The organism is Micromonospora sp. NBS 11-29, from assembly GCF_002140155.1.
In the GTDB taxonomy this organism is placed as follows: domain Bacteria; phylum Actinomycetota; class Actinomycetes; order Mycobacteriales; family Micromonosporaceae; genus Micromonospora.
The window spans coordinates 414,552-433,647 of the sequence record NZ_NAPR01000006.1 but is presented as its reverse complement, the minus strand read 5'-3'; the positions used below and the strand labels follow the sequence as shown (position 1 = coordinate 433,647).

Sequence of the window (19,096 nt, the reverse complement as noted above, 5' to 3'; positions counted from 1 at the left end):
CCCGTCTCGCCGGAGCCGGGCGAGCGTGCGGCCGGGCCCGTCTCGCCGGAGCCGGCGGCCGACCCGCAGAACGGTCCGGCGGCTGAGCCGACCGGCGGTCCGGCGGGTGGGTCGCCCGCGGGACCGGCGGCCCGTCCCGGCCCGGGTGCCGCCGCCGAGGGGGAGGACGGCTGATGCCGGACTGGTTGGAGCTGGTCCTGCGGGTGGCCGGCGTGCTGGTCGCGTTCCTCACCCTGCCGCTGGTCGTCGGCCAGGCCGAGCACAAGGTGATGGCCCACATGCAGGGCCGGCTCGGCCCGATGTACGCGGGCGGCTTCCACGGCTGGGCGCAGCTCGTGGCCGACGGGATCAAGTTCGTGCAGAAGGAGGACGTCACCCCGCGCGAGGCGGACCGGCCGGTGTTCCGGTTGGCGCCGGCGGTGGCGCTGGTGCCGTATCTGCTGGTCCTGTTGGTCATTCCGCTCGGGCCGGGTGACCTGGTGGCCCAGCCGCTGGACATCGGCCTGTTCTTCGTGCTCGCGGTGGTGGGCATCGGGGTGCTGGCGGTGCTCATGTCGGCCTGGGCGTCGGCCAACAAGTACAGCCTGCTCGGCGGGCTGCGCGGCGCGGCGCAACTGCTCGGGTACGAGCTGCCGCTGGTGCTGGCCGCCGCCTCGGTGGCGATGGCGGCGGGGACGCTCAACCTGTCCGGCATCGTCGAGGCGTGGCGGCCCTGGTGGCTGCTCTGGCAGGCGCCGGCGATGGTGATCTTCTTCGTGGCCGGGTTGGCCGAGATCCGCCGTCCGCCGTTCGACATGCCGGTGGCGGACTCCGAGCTGGTCTTCGGCTACATGACCGAGTACACCGGCCTGCGCTTCGCGTTCTTCCTGCTCGCCGAGTACGTGGGCATCGTGGTGATCGCCGCGCTGACCACGGTGCTCTTCCTGGGCGGCTGGCAGGGCCCGTTCGCCGACGCGCAGCTCGGTTGGCTGTGGACGCTGCTCAAGGTGTTCGCCGTGGCCTTCGTGATCATCTGGCTCCGGGTGAGCTACCCGCGCCTGCGTGAGGACCAGCTCCAGCGCCTCTGCTGGCTGGTCCTGGTGCCGCTCGCCCTGGCCCAGTTGGTCCTCACCGTCGCGGTGCGCCTCGCCCTCTAGGCCCCGGCCCCGGTCAGGCCCGCGCGCACCACGCCTCGTCACCGATCACCGTGCGTCACCCCGGCCAAGGACCAACACCCCTGAGCCAATATGCCCACCTGTCATAATTATGCCTCTCAGGCATACCCACTAAACCTCACATGCACTCCCGCCCGCCCCGCACCCCTCCCCCTCCCTCGCCGATCTTGCATATTGCGCCCGGGCGAAAGGGGCAAAACATGCGCGCCCAAGGGCTGCAACTGCAAGATCGACGCTTAGGGGAGGTGGCGGGGTCAGCGCAGGGGAGTGTGGGCGGGGGTCACGCGCTCGACGGGAGGCGGGGGCGGGGGCGGGGTGCCGTCGCCGAAGGGGTGGCCGCCGAGCTCCTCGCGGTGGTGGGGAGTCAGCCAGTTCGTCAGGTCGGGGCCGAGCGGCACGATGCCGGTCGGGTTGATGTCCCGGTGGACCTCGTAGTAGTGCCGCTTGATGTGGTCGAAGTCGATCGTGTCGCCGAAGCCCGGCGTCTGGAACAGGTCCCGCGCGTACGCCCAGAGCACCGGCATCTCGGCGAGCTTCTGCCGGTTGCACTTGAAGTGGCCGTGGTAGACCGGGTCGAATCGGACCAGCGTGGTGAACAGCCGTACGTCGGCCTCGGTGATCGTGTCGCCGACCAGGTAACGCTGCCCGGCCAGCCGCTCGCTCAACCAGTCCAGCCGGTCGAAGAGCCGGTGGTACGCCTTGTCGTACGCCTCCTGGCTGCCGGCGAAGCCGCACCGGTAGACGCCGTTGTTGACGTCGGCGAAGACCTTCGCGTTCACCTCGTCGATCTCCCCGCGCAGCCGCTCCGGATACAGCTCCGGCGCGCCCGGCCGGTGGTACGCGGTCCACTCGGTCGACAGGTCCAGGCTCATCTGCGCGTAGTCGTTGGTCACCACCTGCCCGGTGGGCACGTCCACCAGCGCCGGCACGGTGATGCCCCGCTCGTAGCCGGGGAAGCGGGCGAAGTAGGCCTCGGCGAGCCGTTCGATGCCGAGCACCGGGTCCTTGCCGCCCGGGTCCAGGTCGAACGTCCAGCTCCGCTTGTCGTGCGTGGGCCCGGCCACAGCCTGCGAGATGGCGTCCTCCAGCCCGAGCAGGCGCCGGACGATGATCAGGCGGTTCGCCCACGGGCAGGCCCGACTGACCGCCAACCGGTAGCGGCCCGGCTCCACCGGCCAGCCGTCGCGCCCGTCGGCGGTGATCCGGGTGGCGATGTAGCGCTGGTCCCGGGTGAACTCGCCGCCCGGTTCCACGTACTTGCCGCCGTTTCGGTCGAGGATCTCGTCGTCGCTGCCGCCCACGCCCACCTCCAGGTTGGTCTTCCGCTCCCCATCATGGTCGCTGCGGGCGGTCCCGGCAGGTCGAGCGGCGTGGCGGGCGGCCCGGGACAGGCATAGGCTGCCGGCCGTGACCGAGGTGGAGGCGGCGGCCCGACGCTTCGTCGCCGACGTGTGGAACGCCGGCCGCGAGCAGAGCGCGTACGAACTGGTGGCCCCGGGCTGCCCCGGGCTGGGCGGCACCGGCCCGGAGGCGGTGCTGGCCTGGCACCGGGACCGGCGGGCCTCCTTCCCCGACCTGCGCTACAAGATCGTCGAGGTGGTGGCCGGCGGTGGGCGGGTCGCGGTGCACTGGCGGGCGGCCGGCACCCAGGCCGGGCAGTTCGGCCCGGTGCCGCCGACCGGCCGGGTGGTCAGCTATTCCGGGGCGTCGTTCCTGCGCTTCGACGACGCCGGCCGGATCGTGGACGTGTGGAGCGTCAACGAGCTGTTCCAGGTGCTCCAGCAGCTCGGCGTGCAGATGCTGCCGCCGCTCACACCCGGCGGGGCGTGATCCGGCTGATCGGCAGGTTGGTCGGGAACGGCTCGCCGGTGTCGACGAACTTCGTCCACCGGCCGGTCTGCGCGTAGACCTCGTTGACCGGATCGATCTTGTAGGTGTAGACGACCAGGCCCTCCTCCTCGATCTCGATCCGCCAGTAGAACGGGATCCCGGCCTGCGCGTAGAGCGCCGGCTTGAGCACGCGGTCGATGGACCTGGTGCTGGGCGAGACGATCTCCACGGCGAGCACCACCTCGTGCGGCTCGTACCGGGACGGCTCGCGGGCGGCGGCGGTCGACGTGGTGACCAGGACGTCCGGGATGAAGTAGCGGGTGCGGCTGATCCGCACGCCGACCGCCTGGGTCACGTCGTAGCCGTCGGGGCAGTACTCGTCGAGCGCCGCCATGAGCAGGCCGGCGATGCTCTGGTGCATCCGGGTGGGGGAGGGGGACATGAGCAGCACTCCATCGAGCAGTTCGCGGCGGCGACCGTCCTCCGGCAGCGCGTCCAGATCTTCGGTCGTCCACTCGCGCTCCTGCGGGTGGTCGCTCTCCAACGCGGCGGTCATCGGTAGGCCCTTCCCGGTGTGTCGTTCTCCCCGCGCTCACGATACCGCCGCCAAGAGTCGGGTGGTGGTCGCGCGCGCCGGGGGCACAGGGCAGGATGGGCGGCATGAGCGAGCACGGTGGAGTGCCCGGCGGCGGGCTGGTGAAGGGCCTGGCGGTCACGTTGAAGACGATGACCCGCCGGTCGACCACCCAGCAGTACCCGGACGTGGCACCCGAGCTGCCGCCCCGCTCCCGTGGCGTGATCGCGCTGCTGGAGGAGAACTGCACGGTCTGCATGCTGTGCGCCCGCGAGTGCCCGGACTGGTGCATCTACATCGACTCGCACAAGGAGGAGGTGGCGGTGCCCGGCGCCGCCCGTCCCCGCCAGCGCAACGTGCTCGACAAGTTCGACATCGACTTCTCGCTCTGCATGTACTGCGGCATCTGCATCGAGGTCTGCCCGTTCGACGCGCTCTACTGGTCGCCCGAGTTCGAGTACGCCGAGTACGACATCAAGAACCTGCTGCACGACAAGGACCACCTGGGCGAGTGGATGGGTACCGTACCGCCGCCGCCGGCACACGACCCGCTCGGCGACCCCTCGAAGGAGGAGACCACCGCCGCCCGCAAGGCCGCCGGCCCGACCGCCCGTCCGGCCCCGACCCGGGTACGCTCCGACGCCCCCGGCGAGCCGGGCGGAGGCGCGGCCTCATGACCGGTGCGGACGTGCTGCTGCTGGCGCTCGGCGCGGTGGCGGTGGGCGCGGGCGCGCTGGTGGTGGCGACCCGCCACCTGGTCCGGGCCGGGCTGTGGCTGGTGGTCTGCCTGGGCGCGCTGGCCGGTGACTACCTGGTGCTCACCGCCGAGCTGGTGGCCTGGGTGCAGGTGTTGATCTACGTGGGCGCGGTGGTGGTGCTGCTGCTGTTCGCGGTGATGCTGACCCGCGCCCCGATCGGTCCGTCCGACGACCTGGACCGGCCCGGCTGGCCGGCCGCCCTGGTCGGGGCCGGCAGCGGCCTGGGCCTGGCGGTGCTGCTGGTGCACGCGTTCCGCTGGTCGCGGGTGGATCTGCCCGCCGCGGGCACCGCCGAACGCCTCGGTGAGCAGGTGTTCCGCGCCTGGGTGCTGCCGTTCGAGGTGCTCTCGGTGCTGCTGCTCGCCGCGCTGGTCGGCGCGATCGTGCTGTCCCGCCCCGACATCGGCGGGCGCCGGTGAGGCCGGTCATCCCGTACGTCACCGCCGCGCTGCTGTTCGGCCTCGGCGTGTACGGCGTGCTGCGTCGCCGCAACGCGGTGCTGGTGCTGATGGCGGTGGAGTTGATGCTCAACGCGGTCAACCTGGTCCTGGTCACCGCCGACACCACGGTCCGGGCCGCGCTCCCGCACTCGGGGCAGGTGTTCGCGTTGTTCGTGATCGTGCTGGCCGCCGCCGAGATCGGTGTCGGGCTGGCCATCGTGCTCCAGCTCTACCGGCTGCGGGCCAGCGTCACGGTCGACGACGTCCCGCTCACCGAGCACGAGCCGACCGCGACCGGCGAGTCCGCGTCGCCCGCCCCGGAAGGCGCGACCCGATGAGCACGGCAACGGTCTGGCTCGCGGCGGTGCTGCCGGGCGCGCCACTGGTCGCGGGCCTGCTCGGGCTGCTGCTGCCGCCCGCGTCGCACGAGGATCGGGCGCCGGCCCGGCGGCTGGCGGTCGGGCTGGGCGTGGTCGGCGCGGCGGTGGCGCTGCTGGCCGCGCTGGCGTTGCTGCTCCGCGTGGACGGCCCGGTCGAGGCGGCCACCACCTGGGTCGAGATGGGCGGGCTCCGGGTCACGCTGGGCCTGCGGCTGGACGGGGTGGCCGTGCTGGTCGCCACCGCGGTCACCGTGGTGGCGCTGGCGGTGCAGGTCTACTCGACCGGCTACCTGCGGCGCGGTCCGCACGACGACGTCGACGTGGACCACCGCTATCCGCCGTACGCGGCGCAGCTCAGCCTCTTCACCGCCGCGATGCTGACCGTGGTGGTGTCCGGTGACCTGATCATGCTGCTGGTCGGTTGGGAGGTGATGGGCATCTGCTCGTACCTGCTCATCGCCCACGACCGCCGGCTGCCGGAGGCGCCCGGCGCGGCGGTGAAGGCGTTCCTGGTCACCCGCGTGGGTGACGTCGGTTTCCTGCTCGGCATCGCGTTGCTGGGGGTGGGCGCGGGCAGCTTCCGGATCGCCGACGTGCTGGCGCACGACTACCCGACCGGCACGCTGACGGCGGCCTGCCTGCTGCTGCTCGCCGGGGTGGCCGGCAAGAGCGCCCAGTTCCCGCTGCACACCTGGCTGCCGGACGCGATGGCCGGCCCGACGCCGGTCTCCGCGCTGATCCACGCCGCGACGATGGTGGCCGCCGGGGTGTACGCGGTGGCCCGGCTGTTCCCGCTGTTCGCGCAGGCCCCGGCGGCGCTCGCGGTGCTCGGGGTGATGGCGGCGGTCACCATCCTGCTCGGCGCGTTCGCCGCCACCGCGCAGGACGACATCAAGCGGGTGCTGGCCTGGTCGACGGTCTCCCAGATCGGCTACATGACCGGCGCTCTCGCGGTGGGCGCACCCGCCGCCGCGCTGTTCCACCTGCTCACCCACGCCGCGTTCAAGGCGCTGCTGTTCCTCGCCGCCGGTGCGGTGATCCACGCGGTCGGGACCACGCTGATGTCCCGGATGGGTGGCCTGCGGTCGGCCATGCCGGTGACGTTCTGGTGCATGGTGGTCGGGCTGGGCGCGCTGGCCGGGGTGCCGCCGCTGTCCGGCTTCTGGAGCAAGGACGGCGTGCTCGCCGCCGCCGAGGCCGCCGCGTTGGACGACGCCGGCCCGACCGCGCCCTGGGTGGGCTGGCTGGTCTGGTCGGCCGGGCTGGTCGGTGTCGCGGTCACCGCCTGGTACGCGACCCGCCTGCTGCTGCGCACGTTCTTCGGCGACGCCCGGATGCCGTTGGTCCGGCCGCACGACCCGCCCGCGTCGCTGCGCTGGCCGGTGCTGCTGCTCGCGGTCCCGGCCGCGCTGCTGGGGCTGGCCGCGTTCGCGCCCTGGTTCGCCGACCGCCTGCGGGTTGCGGGCGACGCCACCGGCGAGGCGGTGGAGCTGGTGCACCTCGCGCCGAACCTGATCCTGCCGTTCCTGCTGCTGGTGGCCGGCGCGGGCGTCGCGTGGGCCGGCTGGCGTCGGGACCCGGCCGCCGACCCGGCCCGCTTCCTGGGTCCGCTGCGGCCGGTGTTCACCCGCGCGTTCCGGCTCGACGACGTCCAGCACGCTCTCGTCGTACGCCCGACCGGCGCGTTGGCGCGGGCCGTCCGGGCCGGCGACGAGCTGGGGGTGGACGGCCTGGTGGAGGGCACCGGCCGGGCAGCGGTGGAGCTGGGCGGTGGGCTGGCCGCGTGGCACCGGGCGGCGCTGCCCCGGGCGGCGGCCGGGGTGCTGGCCGGCGCGTTGCTGATCGGCCTCGCGGTCGCCCTGATCGGAGTCACCTCATGACGTTCGGGCAGGTCCTGCTGGTCGCGGTGGTCGCGGTCCCGGCGCTGGGCGCGGTCGCGACCGCCGCCGTGCCGGGCGAGCGGGCCGGCCGGCTGGTCGGCACCGCCGCCGCCGCGTTGACGCTGCTGGCGACGCTCCCGCTGGTCGGCGGCGAGCACGGCTGGTTCGGGTACGGTCCACGCCCGGCGGTGCAGCCGTGGCACCAGCTCGACCTGCCCTGGGTGCCGGGGCTCGACCTGCGGTTCCACCTCGGCGTGGACGGCATCTCCTGGCCGCTGGTGGTGCTGACCGCGCTGCTCACGCTGCTCTGCTGCGGGTACACGCTGTGGCGGGTGCCGGCCGGCGGCGGCAGCGGCCGGGCGCTGGTGGCGTTGCTGCTGGTGGTCGAGGTGGGCATTCTCGGCACGTTCCTCGCGCTCGACCTGGTGCTGTTCTTCCTCTTCTTCGAGGTCGTGCTGCTGCCGATGTACGCGATCATCGCGGGCTGGGGCGGCGACGACCGGCGACGGGCGGCCCGCAAGTTCGCGCTCTACACGCTGTTCGGCTCGGTGCTGCTGCTGGTCGGCGTCTACGTGGTGGTGGCCGCCGCGGGCACCGCCGACCTGGTCGCGCTGACCGGCGGCGCGGGCCTGCCCAGGGACACCCAGTTGGCCGCGTTCACGCTGCTGGCGCTGGCGTTCGCGGTGAAGAGCCCGCTGTGGCCGCTGCACTCGTGGTTGCCCGACGCGCACACCCAGGCGCCCACCGTCGGCAGCGTGATCCTCGCCGGGGTGCTGCTCAAGATGGGCACGTACGGGCTGATCCGGGTGGCCGTCGGGGTGGCCCCCGAGGGGGCCCGCTGGGCATCACCGGCGCTCGGCGCGCTCGCCGTCGCGGCGATCCTGATCGGTGGTCTGGTCTGCCTGGCGCAGACCGAGTTGAAGCGGCTGATCGCCTACTCCAGCGTCGGGCACATGGGGTTCGTGCTGCTCGGGGTGGCCACGCTCACCGCCACCGGCCTCCAGGCCGCGCTGATCGGCAACATCGCCCACGGGGTGATCACCGGTCTGCTGTTCTTCCTGGCCGGCGCGGTCAAGGACCGCACGCACACCGGTTCGCTGGCGGAGCTGTCCGGGTTGCGGGAGACCGCGCCCCGGCTGGCCGGGCTGCTCGGCTTCGCGGCGGTCGCCTCGCTGGGCCTGCCCGGCCTGGCCGGCTTCTGGGGCGAGGCGTTCGCCGTGGTGGCCGCCGTCCGGCGGGGTGGCCCGCTGTGGCTGACACTGGCCGCGCTGGCCGCGGTGGGCGGGGCGCTGACCGCCGCGTACCTGCTGCGGTTGCTGCGCCGGGTCAGCCACGGTCGGCCCAGCGCGGCGGTGGCACCGGTCGGGCCGGGGCTGGCCGGGGCGGAGCTGACCGCCTGGGCGCCGCTGGTGCTGCTGGCGCTCGCGGTCGGCCTGGCGCCGGCGCTGGTCCTGTCCTACGCCTCCGGGCCGGTGGAGGCGCTGCTGGGGGTCGTGCCGTGAGTGTGGTGCAGCGTGTCGACAACGTGGCGTTGCTGCCGGCGTACCTGGCGGCCGGCACGGCCGTGCTGGTGCTCCTGGTCGACCTGCTGGTGGCCCGCCGGGCGGTGACCGTGGCCGTGGCGGCGCTCGGCGCGGCCGGCACCGCGGCCGGCTCGGCACTGGTCGGCGCGGGTGGCGCCAGGCGCACGTTCTGCGTCGACGCGGACTGCTCCTGGGTGTGGAACGGCCGGGCCGCCCTGGTGGGGGTGGTGATCGCGCTGCTCACGCTCGGGGTGCTGGCGATCTCCGGTCCGCTGCTGCGGGCCGGGCGCACGCCGGCCGGCGAATACTCCTTCCTGCTCGCCTGCGCGATGACCGGCGGTGTGGTGCTCGGCGCGGCCGGCGACCTGATCACCCTGATCGTGGCGTTGGAGACGCTGACGCTGCCGCTCTACGTGCTGGTGGGGCTGCGCCGGGGCAGCCTGGCCGGGGCCGAGGCGGCGGTGACGTTCTTCGTGGTCAGCGTGGTCGCCACCACGGTGACGCTGCTCGGGGCGGCGCTGCTGTACGCGGTCACCGGCACCCTGCACCTGGATCGGCTCGGCGTCACCCTGGCCGCCCGCGACGACCTGCGGGACCTGCCGCTGACCACGGTCGCGGTGGCGCTGGTGGTGGCCGGGCTGGCGTTCAAGGTCGCCGCCGTGCCGTTCCACGCCTGGGCGCCGGCCACCTACGACGGCGCGCCGCTGCCGGTGGCCGCGTACCTGTCGACCGCCTCGAAGCTGGGCGGCGTGGTGGCGCTGCTGGCGGTGGTGCAGCGGGCGCTGCCGGCCGGCGTGACCGGTCCGGTGCTGGCCCTGCTGGCGGCGCTGACCATGACCGTGGGCAACCTGGTGGCGCTGCGCCAGCGGCGTACCGTGCGGTTGTTGGCCTGGTCGTCGGTGGCGCAGGCGGGTTACATCCTGGCCCCGCTCGGCGCNCCGTCTTCTTCGTGCTGCTGGAACTGGCCGCGTTCGCCGCGGTGGTGGCGTTGCGCCCGGCGGACGGCGACGGCGGCACGCTGGCCGACCTGCGCGGCGCGGCGCGGCGGCACCCGTGGGTGGGCGGCGCGTTCGCGCTGGCGCTGATCGGGCTGGCCGGCCTGCCGCCAGGGCTGGCCGGGCTGTTCGCGAAGGTGACCGTGGTCCGGGCGCTGCTGGCCGGGCACGCCGGCTGGCTGGCCCTGGTGGTGGCGCTCAACGCGGTGCTCGGCCTGGCCTACTACCTGCGGGTGGCGGCGGCGCTCTACGCCGCGCCCGACGGCCCGGCCACGTTCCGCCCGGCCCGCACGGTGGCGGTGGCGCTCGGGGTGGCGNCCGCTGAGCGGTTCCTGCCCGGGTGGGCGGATGGTTCAGCGGGCGCACAGGATTCCCCAGCCAACTTTCAGCCATGAGCCGGATGGTTGACGGGTACCGGTGTGTTGAACCGGTCAGCGGACCACCGCGTGGGCCCGCGCACCGAAGGAGTCATCGTGCATCACAACCGTCTGAAGACCGCAGCGCTGCTCGGCCTGTTGACCTCGCTGATCCTCGCGGTCGGCTACTGGTTCGGCGGTAGCGGCGGTCTCGTCATCGCCGTCGTCGTCTCGTTGCTGATGAACGGCGTCACCTACTTCTTCTCCGACAAGCTCGCGTTGCGCTCGATGAAGGCGCAACCGGTCAGCGAGGCACAGTTCCCCGAGCTGTACCGCATGGTGCGGGAGCTGTCGACGCAGGCCGGCAAGCCGATGCCCCGCCTCTACGTGAGCCCGACGTCGCAGCCGAACGCGTTCGCCACCGGGCGTAACCCGGAGCACGCCGCGGTCTGCGTCACCCAGGGGATCGTGGAGGTCCTCGACTACCGGGAGCTGCGGGGCGTGATCGGGCACGAGCTGTCCCACGTCTACAACCGGGACATCCTCATCTCCAGCGTGGCGGCCGGCCTGGCCGGCATCATCACCATGCTGGCGAACCTGGCCTGGTTCATCCCGCTCGGCTCGTCCGACGACGAGGACGGCCCGAACCCGGCGGTGCTGCTGCTCACCCTGATCCTCGGCCCGATCGCGGCCACCGTGATCCAGTTGGCGATCAGCCGCAGCCGGGAATACCAGGCCGACGCGTCCGGGGCCGCGCTGAGCCGCGACCCGCTCGCCCTGGCCAGCGCCCTACGAAAGATCCACATGGGTACGCAGAGCCGCCCGCTCGCGCCGCAGGGCCAGCTCGCCAGCACCGCCCACCTGATGATCGACAACCCGTTCAAGCGGGGCGGCGGCATCGCCGCGATGTTCGCCACCCACCCGCCGATGGAGCAGCGGGTGGCCCGGCTGGAGCAGNCTTCGGGACGCGGGCGTCGCCGTGTGTCCGGGCACAAATCGTTTCCCCCGGTCAGCCCGCGTCGTTAGGGTCGAAACGTCCCGCGCTCATTACACCCCCGGAGGTCGAACCGTGGCCGCACTGCGCCAGTACGCGGGAGTCTGGCGGATCCCCGGCGCGCCGCTGCTGCTGATCCTCGGCGTCATCGGCCGGCTCGGAATCGGCATGACCCCGCTCGCGCTGCTGCTCGTCGTCGAGCAGGTCACCGGTCGCTACTCCCTGGCCGCCGTCGCGGGCGGCATCTACGCGCTCTCCGGCGCCGCGCTCAGCCCGGTCGCCGGCCGGATCGCCGACCGGGTCGGCCCCACCCCGGTGCTGCTCGCCACCGCGCTGGCCCACCCCCTCGCCCTGCTCGGGCTGCTCGGCGCCAGCCGCGCCGACGCCGGCAACCTCGGCCTGATCTACCTGGCCGCCGGCGTCGCCGGTGCCACGTACCCGCCGCTGACCGCCGCCATTCGAGGGGCCTGGAACGACCTCACCGCACCCGCCACCGGCCGGAGCCACCTGCGCAACACCGCGCTGGCCGCCGAGACCACCCTCTTCGAGGTCGTCTTCGTCCTCGGCCCGCTGCTGGTGGCCGCGTTCGTACTGGTCGCCGACGCGTCCGCCGCGCTGGTCGGCGCCGCCGTCGTCACCCTGGTCGGCACCGGCGCGGTCGCCCTCGGCCGGGTCATGCGCGGCTGGCGTCCGCACCCGCGCGAACACCACGCCCGAGGGCTCGGCCCGCTGCGCGTCGGCGGCTTCCCCGCGCTGCTGGTCTGCGTGGCCAGCCTCGGCATCGCCTTCGGGGCCTCCGGCGTGATCGTCCCGGCCTTCGCCGGGAACACCGGCGCCGACGACCCGCAGAGCCTGGCCGGCCTGCTGCTCGCCGTCTGGGGCATCGGCAGCGCCGTGGGCGGCTTCTGGTTCGGCGTACGCAAGCCGGCCGTCAACATGACCCGCCAGTTCGCCTGGCTGCTCGGCACCGTCGCGGCCAGCTTCGCCGTGTTCGCGGTGATGCCCGGCCCGGCCGCGCTCGGCGTCGCCCTGGTGCTCGGCGGCGCCGCCATCGCCCCCGCGCTCACCCTGGAGAACACCCTCGTCGGGCGGATCGCCCCGACCGGCATGCTGAACGAGGCGTACACCTGGGTGGTCACCATGTCGGTGGCGGCGAGCGCCGCCGGCGGGTCGGTGGCCGGACTGATCGTCGACCACGCCGGCGGCGTACCGTGGGCGTTCGTCTTCGCCGGGACGGCGGTCGCCGTCGGGGCCGGGGTCGCCGCGCTGCCCGCCGGGCCGATCGCCCGGGCGGAGGCCGCCGCGGTACGCGTCGAGCAGTCACTCGCCGCCTGACCGGTTACCGGTTACCGGCCGCCGGTCACCACCACCCGCTCCACCCCGGGCAGCCCCTCCACGGCGGCCCGGATCGGCGCGGCGTCCTCACCGGCCGCCAGCAGGACCGACGTGACCAGGCGGCCGGTGGCGTCCGGCCGGGACGCGACGGACTGGCCGCCGCAGCGCAGCCCGACGTCCCCGCGCGCCTGCGCGATCCGGTAGCCGACCTCGCCCACCCTCGGCGCGCTGGTGCCGGGCCGGAAAACCACGTCCAGCCGGACCGGCGCGTCACTCCAGCACTCGACCGACGCGCCGGCGGACGGCGCGCCCGTGGACGGCACGCCCGCGCTGCTGGCGGCCGCCACCGGCGACGCCGGGCCACCCAACGCCGGCAGCGTCGCCGCGCCGCCGCCGACCACCACCGCGGCCACTCCCGCCAGCGCCACGGCCCGCCGCCGGCTGCGGGCCCGCCCCCGGGCGCGCACCTCGGCCGACGGACTCAGCCGCAACCCGGCCACGTCCCGCTCCAACTCCCGCAGGGCCTCACGAATGTGTGCCGACACCGATGTCCTCCTTCTCGTCGTCATCGAGCTTCTCGTCGAGCAGAACGGCGAGCGCGGCACGCCCCCGGGACAGGTACGACTTGACCGTCCCGGCCGGCATCCCGGTGCTCCTGGCGATCTCCGCGACCGGCAGGTCGTGCAGGTGGTGCAGGACGACGACCAGCCGCTGCGCGTCCGGCAGCCGGCGAAGCGCCGCCAGCAGCGCGACCCCGTCCGGGTTCGGCTCCGGCACCGGAGCCTCCCGGCCCAGGCGGGCCCGGGCGGTGAACCAGCGCCGCAGACCGCGCCACCGGTTCGCGGCCAGCCGCCAGGCCACCACCCGCACCCAGCCCTCGGGATCCTCGTACGCCCCGACGGTCGACCACCGCTGCCAGGCCCGCGCGTACGCCTCCTGCGTCACGTCCTGGGCCTCCGCCAGGTCACCGCAGAGCGCGTAGACGTGGTGCACGACCCGCCGCGCGGTCGCCGTGTAGAAGGCGTCGAAGTCCTCGGGCCCGCCCATGCACACCTCCCCGTGTCCGTTCTCACCACACGACACCCCGCATCGGGTCCGGCGGTTGCACACCGGATCCGGCCGGGTTCGCCCGTGCGGCCGGTGGGGGAGCACGACAAAGGCCGGGGGTGGCATGTGCCACCCCCGGCCTTCGTTCGGCGTCGCGGGACTACCGGTAGTTGGTGAACTGGAGCGCCACCCCGAAGTCCTCGCCCTTGAGCAGCGAGATGACGGCCTGGAGGTCGTCCTTCTTCTTGCCGGTTACCCGGAGCTGGTCGCCCTGGATCTGCGCCTGCACGCCCTTCGGGCCCTCGTCGCGGATCTTCTTGCTGATCGCCTTGGCCTTGTCCGTGTCGATGCCCTGGATCACCTTGGCGTCGATCTTGAAGATCTTGCCGGACGAGCGCGGGTCGCCCGCGTCCAGCGACTTCATGGAGATGTTCCGCTTGACCAGCTTCTCCTTGAAGACGTCCAGCGCGGCGCGCACCCGCTCCTCGGTCTCCGCCTGGAGGCTGATCGCCTCCTCACCCGACCAGGAGATCTCGGCGCCGGTGCCACGGAAGTCGAACCGCTGCGAGAGCTCCTTCTCCGTCTGGCGGAGAGCGTTGTCGACCTCCTGCCGGTCGACCTTGCTCACGATGTCGAACGACGGGTTCGCTGCCATGTTGATGCTCCTGCTGTCCGGCGGTGTGTCCTGTTCCGTCCCGCACTGACCAGCGTGGGACCCCCTGACGGTACCCGCTTGCGGCGGTACGGGGGGCAACCGCTATCCTTGCTCCGCTGCCGCGTTCCGACGCGGTGGGTGCCCTGGCGGGTTGCCCGAGCGGCCAATGGGAGCGGACTGTAAATCCGTCGCGAAAGCTTCAGAGGTTCGAATCCTCTACCCGCCACCAGGTGCAGATACGGCCCCTGACCAGCAGAGATGCTGGTCGGGGGCCGTTGTCGTATGTCCGGCCTGGTCCGGCTGAGTCCAGCGGTTGACGACTGGTTGTGGGCAGATGGTGGGCAGGTCGATCTTGCCCGGTGACGGCTCTTCTGGGGCCGTAGACGCTCGGGTTGGTGGCCTGGGTCTGGCCAACCGGTTCGGCTCCGTGCCGCCCGGCCGTGATCGCGCTGTCGGCCTGATCGGCAGCGTAGCCGGTGCCTGGGCCACGGCGTCGCCGTCCTGCTCCGGATCTACGCCAACTGCATCGACGGCGGCGACACCATGAATGACAAAATCGGTGATGCCCTCGGACGACTGATTGGGTGTGGCTCCGGGGCGGCGGGTGAGAATGCCTAGGTGATTTACGAAGTAATGTTCTATCTGACGATAGTGGTGGCGCTGGGCATGGTCGCCATGCTCGCAGTGGTACGCCTGACTATGTGGTTCTTGCGGACGATGAGAAGAAGTGTGGCCGCGCTGCCGGGGGCGCTGAAGTCACTGACGGTCGAGCCGCCGCAGGCCTTCAACGACTCTCGCGACGTGTGGCCGATGCCGAAGGACGACTGAGGCGCGCTACATGCGGGCGTGGGCAGATGGAAGGCCGCTTCAGTGTCAGCCGTCGGCGGCCAGCCGAGCGCCGCGTGACGTGCGGACCGGTTGGTCGTTATGGATCTGGCAGGCGACGAGGCTTGCTGCATTTATAACGCAGGAGTTGTACGTGGGCTACGATAGGGGCGTTGATGACTGGCGGATCGACTCAACCGATGAGATCGACGAATGGCTGATCCGCCTCAGCAAGGAGGACCCCGACTCGGCTGACCAGGTCGCCGCCGCTCTCGACATCCTGGCCAGGGAGGGCCCGGCCTTGGGCCGCCCGTTGGTCGACCGGGTCAAAGGCTCGGACTACAAGAACATGAAGGAACTCAGGCCGGGTTCCTCTGGTAGCACCGAGATCCGGATCCTGTTCGCCTTCGACCCGGCTCGGGCAGCCATCCTGTTGGTGGCAGGAAACAAGGCGGGCAACTGGAAGGGCTGGTACGAGACTCACATCCTCGAAGCTGACCGGCTCTTCGCCGATCACCTGCGGACGCTGAAGGGACAACGCTGATGGCGCGTAGTTGGCAGGACACCCGCTCCCGGATGAACCTCGATGAGGCGAAGGTCGCCGAGCACAAGGAGCGGATGCTCGCGGAGGTCCGTGCGACCCGCCTGCGCGAGATGCGCGAGCGTCGCGGCCTGACCCAGCAGGAGGTGGCGGACCGCATGCACGTCTCCCAACCGCGAGTGGCCGCGATCGAAAAGGGAGAGGTGCCGGCAACCGAGGTCGGCACGATCGAGCGGTATGTTTCCGCTCTCGGCGGCAGGCTGGAAATCGTGGCTGACTTCGACGGTGACCGGTTCGCGTTGAGCTGACGCGTCCTGCGACGAAGAAGCCGCCTCCGATGCTCAAGAAGCGGTCTCGGTCGGCCGGAACGCTTGTCAGGACCGCTGCTCGTGCGCTCCGATGCACCGAGTCGTGAAGTTCAGTTTTGCCTGTGCTGCTCGACGAGATCGACGAAGGAACCCCGCTCAGGGCGCCGACCGGATCCTCGGAAGCGCGCTCGTCCAGGCTAAGTTGCGGCGAAGTCTCCCAGGCCGTGAGATCCGCGCAGGCGCGCCTGCGGCACGCCGCATGCGTTGGTGTTATTGAGCTGCGACGTTGAGCCCTATCGAGGGAGCGGGTCGGCCACGTAGACGCCCTTGCCCTGTCGGCCGTCGATCAGGCCCTCGGCCTTGAGCAGCAGCATGGCGGCGCGGATGACGGTGTTGCTGACTCCGTAGCTCTCGCACAGCGCGGCGAACGAGGGCAGCTTGTCGCCCGGCTTCAAGCGGCCGGAGCTGACCTGCTCTCGAATGTCCCGGGCGACCTGTAGGTATGCGGCTTCAGACATAGGTGGTGCTCCCAGCTTGGCGGCTGGAGCAAGCAGACCACACCTTCGGCTCGACTTACAACGCTATGTGTCGTAGCTGTTGACCCTGCGCACATTGCGTCTTAAGTTGCTCGTGGGGCTTCCCAGCTTGGCGGCCGGGTCGTCCTGCCGTGGGTGCCCGGTCTCCAGGTGCGGCGGACCGGGTGCCCACGGGTCCTCAGGCATCGACGGGAGGCGTGGTGACCGGACCGAACGAGGCGCGAAACGCAGGCCCCTGGAACCAGCGGCAGGACAACGGCCGGCGCGTGTCCTACGACGAATACGTCGTGGCCGTGGCACTCACCCTCGCGCGCCGGCACCGGCCGGTCTGGTCGTGGCGGCGGTGGCGGCGCATCTGTCGGTGCGGAAGCGAGCTGCCCTGCCGAAATCGGCATCCCGTCCCGATCAACCGGGGCCATTGGCCGAACCAGGGGGTGTCGCGATGACCGTTCCACGCAGCACCGAGCCGATCGATGTGGTGCAGCGACCCGACAGCGACGAGCGCGACGCGGCCACCGCGCGGGAGGACGCCGCCCGGGTCCTGGCGACGATCCGCCCTTCGGGAAACGGAGCCGCCACTCAGTCGCGGGCGGGTCACTGCCGGAAGCGTCGTGACGGCGGCAGGCCGTGACGCCGGAGCGGAGGCTCGACACGCCGTTCCTGGTGGCGCTCTCCTGGGCCATCATCGACTATCACGTTGCCTACACCTGCTCGCGATGTCGCCCGTACGGCTGGTGTCCTCGGGTGGTGGTCGCCCGCGCCCGCATTCGCGCCTGGCGGAGGGTACGCGATCAGTGGCGGAGTTGACGGCCGGCGCGCTGCTCCTCGTCGGCCGGGCAGCCAGCGTCCAGTTCGTGAAGCCGTTCCACTTCCGGCTGATCCGCGTCCTCGACTGGACCACCTACGACGGCTGGTCATGGCTGGATGGCTACCAGCTCGATGAGCGGGGTGACGCCGTGCTGCGTCGTTCGATCTTCGTCATGCCGGCCGGGTTGCGAACCGGCTGCATCTCGCCGCTCCAACGCGTCCAGACTGCGCGGCGTTCGCCAACGGAGAGGCCAGCGCTGGGAGCGCCAAGGGGCGGTCCGGTCCGTGGTGGGACGGGACCGGCGCTCCAGGGGCGTTGAAGGGGCAAGCGCCCTGGTCAATCCCGGGTCGGGTTGAGGGCGTCGCCAGTTCGGTGAAGTGGCGGCATCATCTTGTTGGGAAGGCGCTACTTCGGCGAACTGGTGTGGATCTCGCTGCGGGGGCGCTCGGGGCCGGCATCGCCAGGGCGCGTCGAGGACGGCGGGTGCTGAGATCTTGGTACGAACAGGCCGCCCCGAGGGCGCTCCCGTACCAAGATCTCGGAAGGTGCCCGGCAGACCGCGCCGTCCACACAGCGAGCGGACAGTACGCGCACGAAGAGCTGAAGAAGGTGGGGCGCAGCATCCCGGAAGCGAAGGGCGAGCGTCGGGGTGGTTTTCGCCGTGAGTGAGCGAATCACCCTCTGGCGCTCATGTCGAATACAGGTATGGTGGTCTATGGCCGGAGTCGACGGGGTCCTCCGGACCGGTCGCGAACCAGGCAAGCACGGGTGCTGGCGGGACGGGAGTCTTCGCGTGTCTTGATCCCTTCGTGGTGAACGTCGGAATCCGCAGTGGACGTAGCCACCGGTCCCGCCCGGACCCGGTGACCTGGCTGCGTGTAGTGGGTGCCTGGGCCGAACGGCGAAACCTGACGGCTACTCGGGCCGCACGCGTCTTCTCGGCTTTTCTGCCTTTGGTCGGTGTGGCACGATCGTGGAACCTCCACCATCCCTGTGACACTCTCCCGACAGGAGCAATCATGTCTGGTCGAAGCTTGGGCCGGCTGCTCGGCTCGCTCCTCGTGCTCGCCGGCGTTCTGGTCGGTGCCGACGTCATCAACTCCGGTGCGCAGCTGGGCGACGTCGTCTGGGGTGCCGGCATCTTCCGGTGATCCATCGACCGCCTCGTGCGGCATAGGGGAGTGGTATGGCCAGCCGGGACCAAAGACGCAGGTCGACGGAGCGGGCCTGGCTCATCACCGCACCACTGACGCTCATCGCGGTGGTCTTCAGCACCGCCATCGGGATCATCGCGGACGACCCCCTCGGTAACTGGGGCCTGGCCCTGGTGCTGCTCGTGGTGATGACCGCGGTCAGCGTTCCGGTCCTCAACTTCATCGTCCGGCGCCAGTCCGTGGCCGTGACGCTGACCGAAGTGCCGTTGGTGGTGGCACTGTTCTTCCTGCCACCACTGACGGTGGTCATCATCTACACACTGTCGACGCTGGGCTGGTGCGTCTGGCACCGGTTCACGCCGGCGAAGTTCTGGTTCAACGTGGCGAAGGCGGCCGCCGCCACCTCGTTGGCCGGTCTCGTCCTGCTCGCCCTGCCCCCGCTGCACCACGTCGGGCGCCCGGGCACCTGGGGCAGCCTCTTCCTCGCGGTCAACGCGATCACGCTGGTCAGTCTGCTGTCCGTGGTCGGCGTGCACGTTCTCCTCCAGGGGTGGCAGGCCGGCCGCGAGGCGCTGCGCACCGCCCCGTCCGTGTTCCTGACCTCGTCGATCAACGCGTCGGTCGGCCTGCTCATCCTGATCGCGTTGCGTACGACGTGGTGGTCGGCACTGCTGCTCGGCGCGCTCTTCGTGGCGGTCAGTCAGGTGTACCGCTCGTACTCCCAGTTCTTCCAGCAGCACCGCACGCTGGCCGGCATGTACGACCTGGCCCGCCTGATCACCAACAGCACCGAGGGCGCCCTGGGTGACGTGCTGCTCGACCGGGTCCGGGCGCTGATGCAGGCGGAGTACGCGACGCTCTGGCTGCCGGCCCAGGGGCGCCACCTGGAGGTGCTGCTCACCGCGCGCGTCGACGCCCCGGGGCTGCTGGACGTCGCCCCGACCCCGGCGGCGTTCCGGGAGCAGGCCCGCGACCTGGGCCGTACCCTGACGACCGGGCGGCA

The 19,096-nt window shown here is 72.0% G+C and carries 20 protein-coding genes, 1 tRNA gene and 2 pseudogenes; 17 read left to right on the top strand and 6 right to left on the bottom strand.

Annotated features, from left to right (window positions below):
- Positions 1-173: 173 nt before the first annotated feature.
- Complete coding sequence (gene nuoH, locus B1205_RS09770) at positions 174-1,136, top strand: NADH-quinone oxidoreductase subunit NuoH (protein WP_089155286.1); 963 nt, start codon at positions 174-176, stop codon at positions 1,134-1,136.
- A 272-nt stretch (positions 1,137-1,408) separates the two neighbouring features.
- On the opposite strand, the gene B1205_RS09765 is transcribed toward nuoH, so the two are convergent.
- The gene (locus B1205_RS09765) at positions 1,409-2,455 is read right to left on the bottom strand and encodes a glutathione S-transferase family protein (protein WP_441338460.1); all 1,047 of its coding nucleotides are present in this window, start codon (positions 2,453-2,455) and stop codon (positions 1,409-1,411) included.
- Positions 2,456-2,561: 106 nt separating this feature from the next.
- On the opposite strand from B1205_RS09765, the gene B1205_RS09760 reads away from it, so the two are divergent.
- On the top strand, positions 2,562-2,984 hold the full coding sequence (locus tag B1205_RS09760) for an ester cyclase (protein ID WP_089155402.1): 423 nt from the start codon (positions 2,562-2,564) through the stop codon (positions 2,982-2,984).
- On the opposite strand, the gene B1205_RS09755 is transcribed toward B1205_RS09760, so the two are convergent.
- Complete coding sequence (locus B1205_RS09755; protein WP_089155285.1) at positions 2,965-3,540, bottom strand: Uma2 family endonuclease; 576 nt, start codon at positions 3,538-3,540, stop codon at positions 2,965-2,967. The two genes, B1205_RS09760 and B1205_RS09755, sit on opposite strands and share 20 nt — an antisense overlap.
- A 104-nt stretch (positions 3,541-3,644) precedes the next feature.
- Here B1205_RS09755 and B1205_RS09750 point away from each other — a divergent pair, with 104 nt between their 5' ends.
- The 8 genes and pseudogenes from B1205_RS09750 to B1205_RS09715 all read left to right on the top strand — a co-directional run bounded on the left by B1205_RS09750 (position 3,645) and on the right by B1205_RS09715 (position 12,219).
- The gene (locus B1205_RS09750; protein WP_089155284.1) at positions 3,645-4,235 is read left to right on the top strand and encodes a NuoI/complex I 23 kDa subunit family protein; all 591 of its coding nucleotides are present in this window, start codon (positions 3,645-3,647) and stop codon (positions 4,233-4,235) included.
- Complete coding sequence (locus tag B1205_RS09745) at positions 4,232-4,735, top strand: NADH-quinone oxidoreductase subunit J family protein (RefSeq protein ID WP_089155283.1); 504 nt, start codon at positions 4,232-4,234, stop codon at positions 4,733-4,735. The genes B1205_RS09750 and B1205_RS09745 overlap by 4 nt, the downstream gene beginning before the upstream one ends.
- Entirely contained in the window at positions 4,732-5,094 is a 363-nt protein-coding gene (gene nuoK, locus B1205_RS09740) for an NADH-quinone oxidoreductase subunit NuoK (protein WP_089155282.1), read from the top strand. The genes B1205_RS09745 and nuoK overlap by 4 nt, the downstream gene beginning before the upstream one ends.
- Entirely contained in the window at positions 5,091-7,016 is a 1,926-nt protein-coding gene (locus B1205_RS09735; RefSeq protein WP_089155281.1) for an NADH-quinone oxidoreductase subunit 5 family protein, read from the top strand. Before nuoK ends, B1205_RS09735 begins: the two co-directional genes overlap by 4 nt.
- Positions 7,013-8,518, top strand: coding sequence for a complex I subunit 4 family protein (locus B1205_RS09730; RefSeq protein WP_089155280.1), 1,506 nt, complete (start codon positions 7,013-7,015; stop codon positions 8,516-8,518). The genes B1205_RS09735 and B1205_RS09730 overlap by 4 nt, the downstream gene beginning before the upstream one ends.
- Positions 8,515-9,929, top strand: a pseudogene (locus B1205_RS09725) (NADH-quinone oxidoreductase subunit N). The gene B1205_RS09730 and the pseudogene B1205_RS09725 overlap by 4 nt, the downstream one beginning before the upstream one ends.
- Before the next feature lie 78 nt (positions 9,930-10,007).
- A complete protein-coding gene (gene htpX, locus B1205_RS09720; RefSeq protein WP_089155401.1) occupies positions 10,008-10,916 on the top strand; it encodes a zinc metalloprotease HtpX in 909 nt (302 codons plus the stop codon).
- Positions 10,917-10,959: 43 nt separating this feature from the next.
- A complete protein-coding gene (locus B1205_RS09715; RefSeq protein ID WP_089155279.1) occupies positions 10,960-12,219 on the top strand; it encodes an MFS transporter in 1,260 nt (419 codons plus the stop codon).
- Positions 12,220-12,230: 11 nt separating this feature from the next.
- On the opposite strand, the gene B1205_RS09710 is transcribed toward B1205_RS09715, so the two are convergent.
- From B1205_RS09710 to B1205_RS09700, 3 genes are all read right to left on the bottom strand, one after another.
- Positions 12,231-12,764 (bottom strand): hypothetical protein, encoded by a 534-nt coding sequence (locus B1205_RS09710; RefSeq protein WP_089155278.1) that lies wholly within the window; start codon positions 12,762-12,764, stop codon positions 12,231-12,233.
- A complete protein-coding gene (locus tag B1205_RS09705) occupies positions 12,745-13,266 on the bottom strand; it encodes a SigE family RNA polymerase sigma factor (protein ID WP_089155277.1) in 522 nt (173 codons plus the stop codon). Before B1205_RS09705 ends, B1205_RS09710 begins: the two co-directional genes overlap by 20 nt.
- Positions 13,267-13,426: 160 nt before the next feature.
- On the bottom strand, positions 13,427-13,921 hold the full coding sequence (locus B1205_RS09700) for a YajQ family cyclic di-GMP-binding protein (protein WP_089155276.1): 495 nt from the start codon (positions 13,919-13,921) through the stop codon (positions 13,427-13,429).
- Between the two features lie 145 nt (positions 13,922-14,066).
- Between B1205_RS09700 and B1205_RS09695 the strand changes: the two genes are divergently transcribed.
- The 4 genes from B1205_RS09695 to B1205_RS09680 all read left to right on the top strand — a co-directional run bounded on the left by B1205_RS09695 (position 14,067) and on the right by B1205_RS09680 (position 15,595).
- Positions 14,067-14,150, top strand: a tRNA-Tyr gene (locus tag B1205_RS09695).
- Positions 14,151-14,539: 389 nt separating this feature from the next.
- Entirely contained in the window at positions 14,540-14,749 is a 210-nt protein-coding gene (locus tag B1205_RS09690) for a hypothetical protein (protein ID WP_140157996.1), read from the top strand.
- A 151-nt stretch (positions 14,750-14,900) separates the two neighbouring features.
- On the top strand, positions 14,901-15,290 hold the full coding sequence (locus B1205_RS09685) for a type II toxin-antitoxin system RelE/ParE family toxin (protein WP_254909815.1): 390 nt from the start codon (positions 14,901-14,903) through the stop codon (positions 15,288-15,290).
- Between the two features lie 32 nt (positions 15,291-15,322).
- A complete protein-coding gene (locus B1205_RS09680; RefSeq protein ID WP_254909814.1) occupies positions 15,323-15,595 on the top strand; it encodes a helix-turn-helix domain-containing protein in 273 nt (90 codons plus the stop codon).
- A 293-nt stretch (positions 15,596-15,888) separates the two neighbouring features.
- Here the strand turns inward: B1205_RS09680 and B1205_RS09675 are convergent, their stop codons facing one another.
- Positions 15,889-16,113, bottom strand: coding sequence for a winged helix-turn-helix domain-containing protein (locus B1205_RS09675; protein WP_089155272.1), 225 nt, complete (start codon positions 16,111-16,113; stop codon positions 15,889-15,891).
- Positions 16,114-16,934: 821 nt separating this feature from the next.
- Between B1205_RS09675 and B1205_RS09665 the strand changes: the two genes are divergently transcribed.
- From B1205_RS09665 to B1205_RS31150, 3 genes and pseudogenes are all read left to right on the top strand, one after another.
- On the top strand, positions 16,935-17,258 hold the full coding sequence (locus B1205_RS09665; RefSeq protein ID WP_089155399.1) for a hypothetical protein: 324 nt from the start codon (positions 16,935-16,937) through the stop codon (positions 17,256-17,258).
- A gap of 700 nt (positions 17,259-17,958) precedes the next feature.
- Entirely contained in the window at positions 17,959-18,090 is a 132-nt protein-coding gene (locus B1205_RS31155) for a hypothetical protein (protein ID WP_254909813.1), read from the top strand.
- 35 nt (positions 18,091-18,125) lie between these two features.
- A pseudogene (locus B1205_RS31150) lies at positions 18,126-19,096 on the top strand (diguanylate cyclase); the annotation flags it as partial.

What these genes read in the sequence shown, in the direction of transcription:
- nuoH (WP_089155286.1), top strand. Translation starts at nt 174, where the DNA reads ATGCCGGACTGGTTGGAGCTGGTCCTGCGGGTGGCCGGCGTGCTGGTC.
- B1205_RS09755 (WP_089155285.1), bottom strand. Translation starts at nt 3,540, where the DNA reads ATGACCGCCGCGTTGGAGAGCGACCACCCGCAGGAGCGCGAGTGGACG.
- B1205_RS09750 (WP_089155284.1), top strand. Translation starts at nt 3,645, where the DNA reads ATGAGCGAGCACGGTGGAGTGCCCGGCGGCGGGCTGGTGAAGGGCCTG.
- B1205_RS09745 (WP_089155283.1), top strand. Translation starts at nt 4,232, where the DNA reads ATGACCGGTGCGGACGTGCTGCTGCTGGCGCTCGGCGCGGTGGCGGTG.
- B1205_RS09735 (WP_089155281.1), top strand. Translation starts at nt 5,091, where the DNA reads ATGAGCACGGCAACGGTCTGGCTCGCGGCGGTGCTGCCGGGCGCGCCA.
- B1205_RS09730 (WP_089155280.1), top strand. Translation starts at nt 7,013, where the DNA reads ATGACGTTCGGGCAGGTCCTGCTGGTCGCGGTGGTCGCGGTCCCGGCG.
- B1205_RS09705 (WP_089155277.1), bottom strand. Translation starts at nt 13,266, where the DNA reads ATGGGCGGGCCCGAGGACTTCGACGCCTTCTACACGGCGACCGCGCGG.
- B1205_RS09700 (WP_089155276.1), bottom strand. Translation starts at nt 13,921, where the DNA reads ATGGCAGCGAACCCGTCGTTCGACATCGTGAGCAAGGTCGACCGGCAG.
- B1205_RS09680 (WP_254909814.1), top strand. Translation starts at nt 15,323, where the DNA reads ATGAACCTCGATGAGGCGAAGGTCGCCGAGCACAAGGAGCGGATGCTC.
- B1205_RS09675 (WP_089155272.1), bottom strand. Translation starts at nt 16,113, where the DNA reads ATGTCTGAAGCCGCATACCTACAGGTCGCCCGGGACATTCGAGAGCAG.
- B1205_RS31155 (WP_254909813.1), top strand. Translation starts at nt 17,959, where the DNA reads ATGTCTGGTCGAAGCTTGGGCCGGCTGCTCGGCTCGCTCCTCGTGCTC.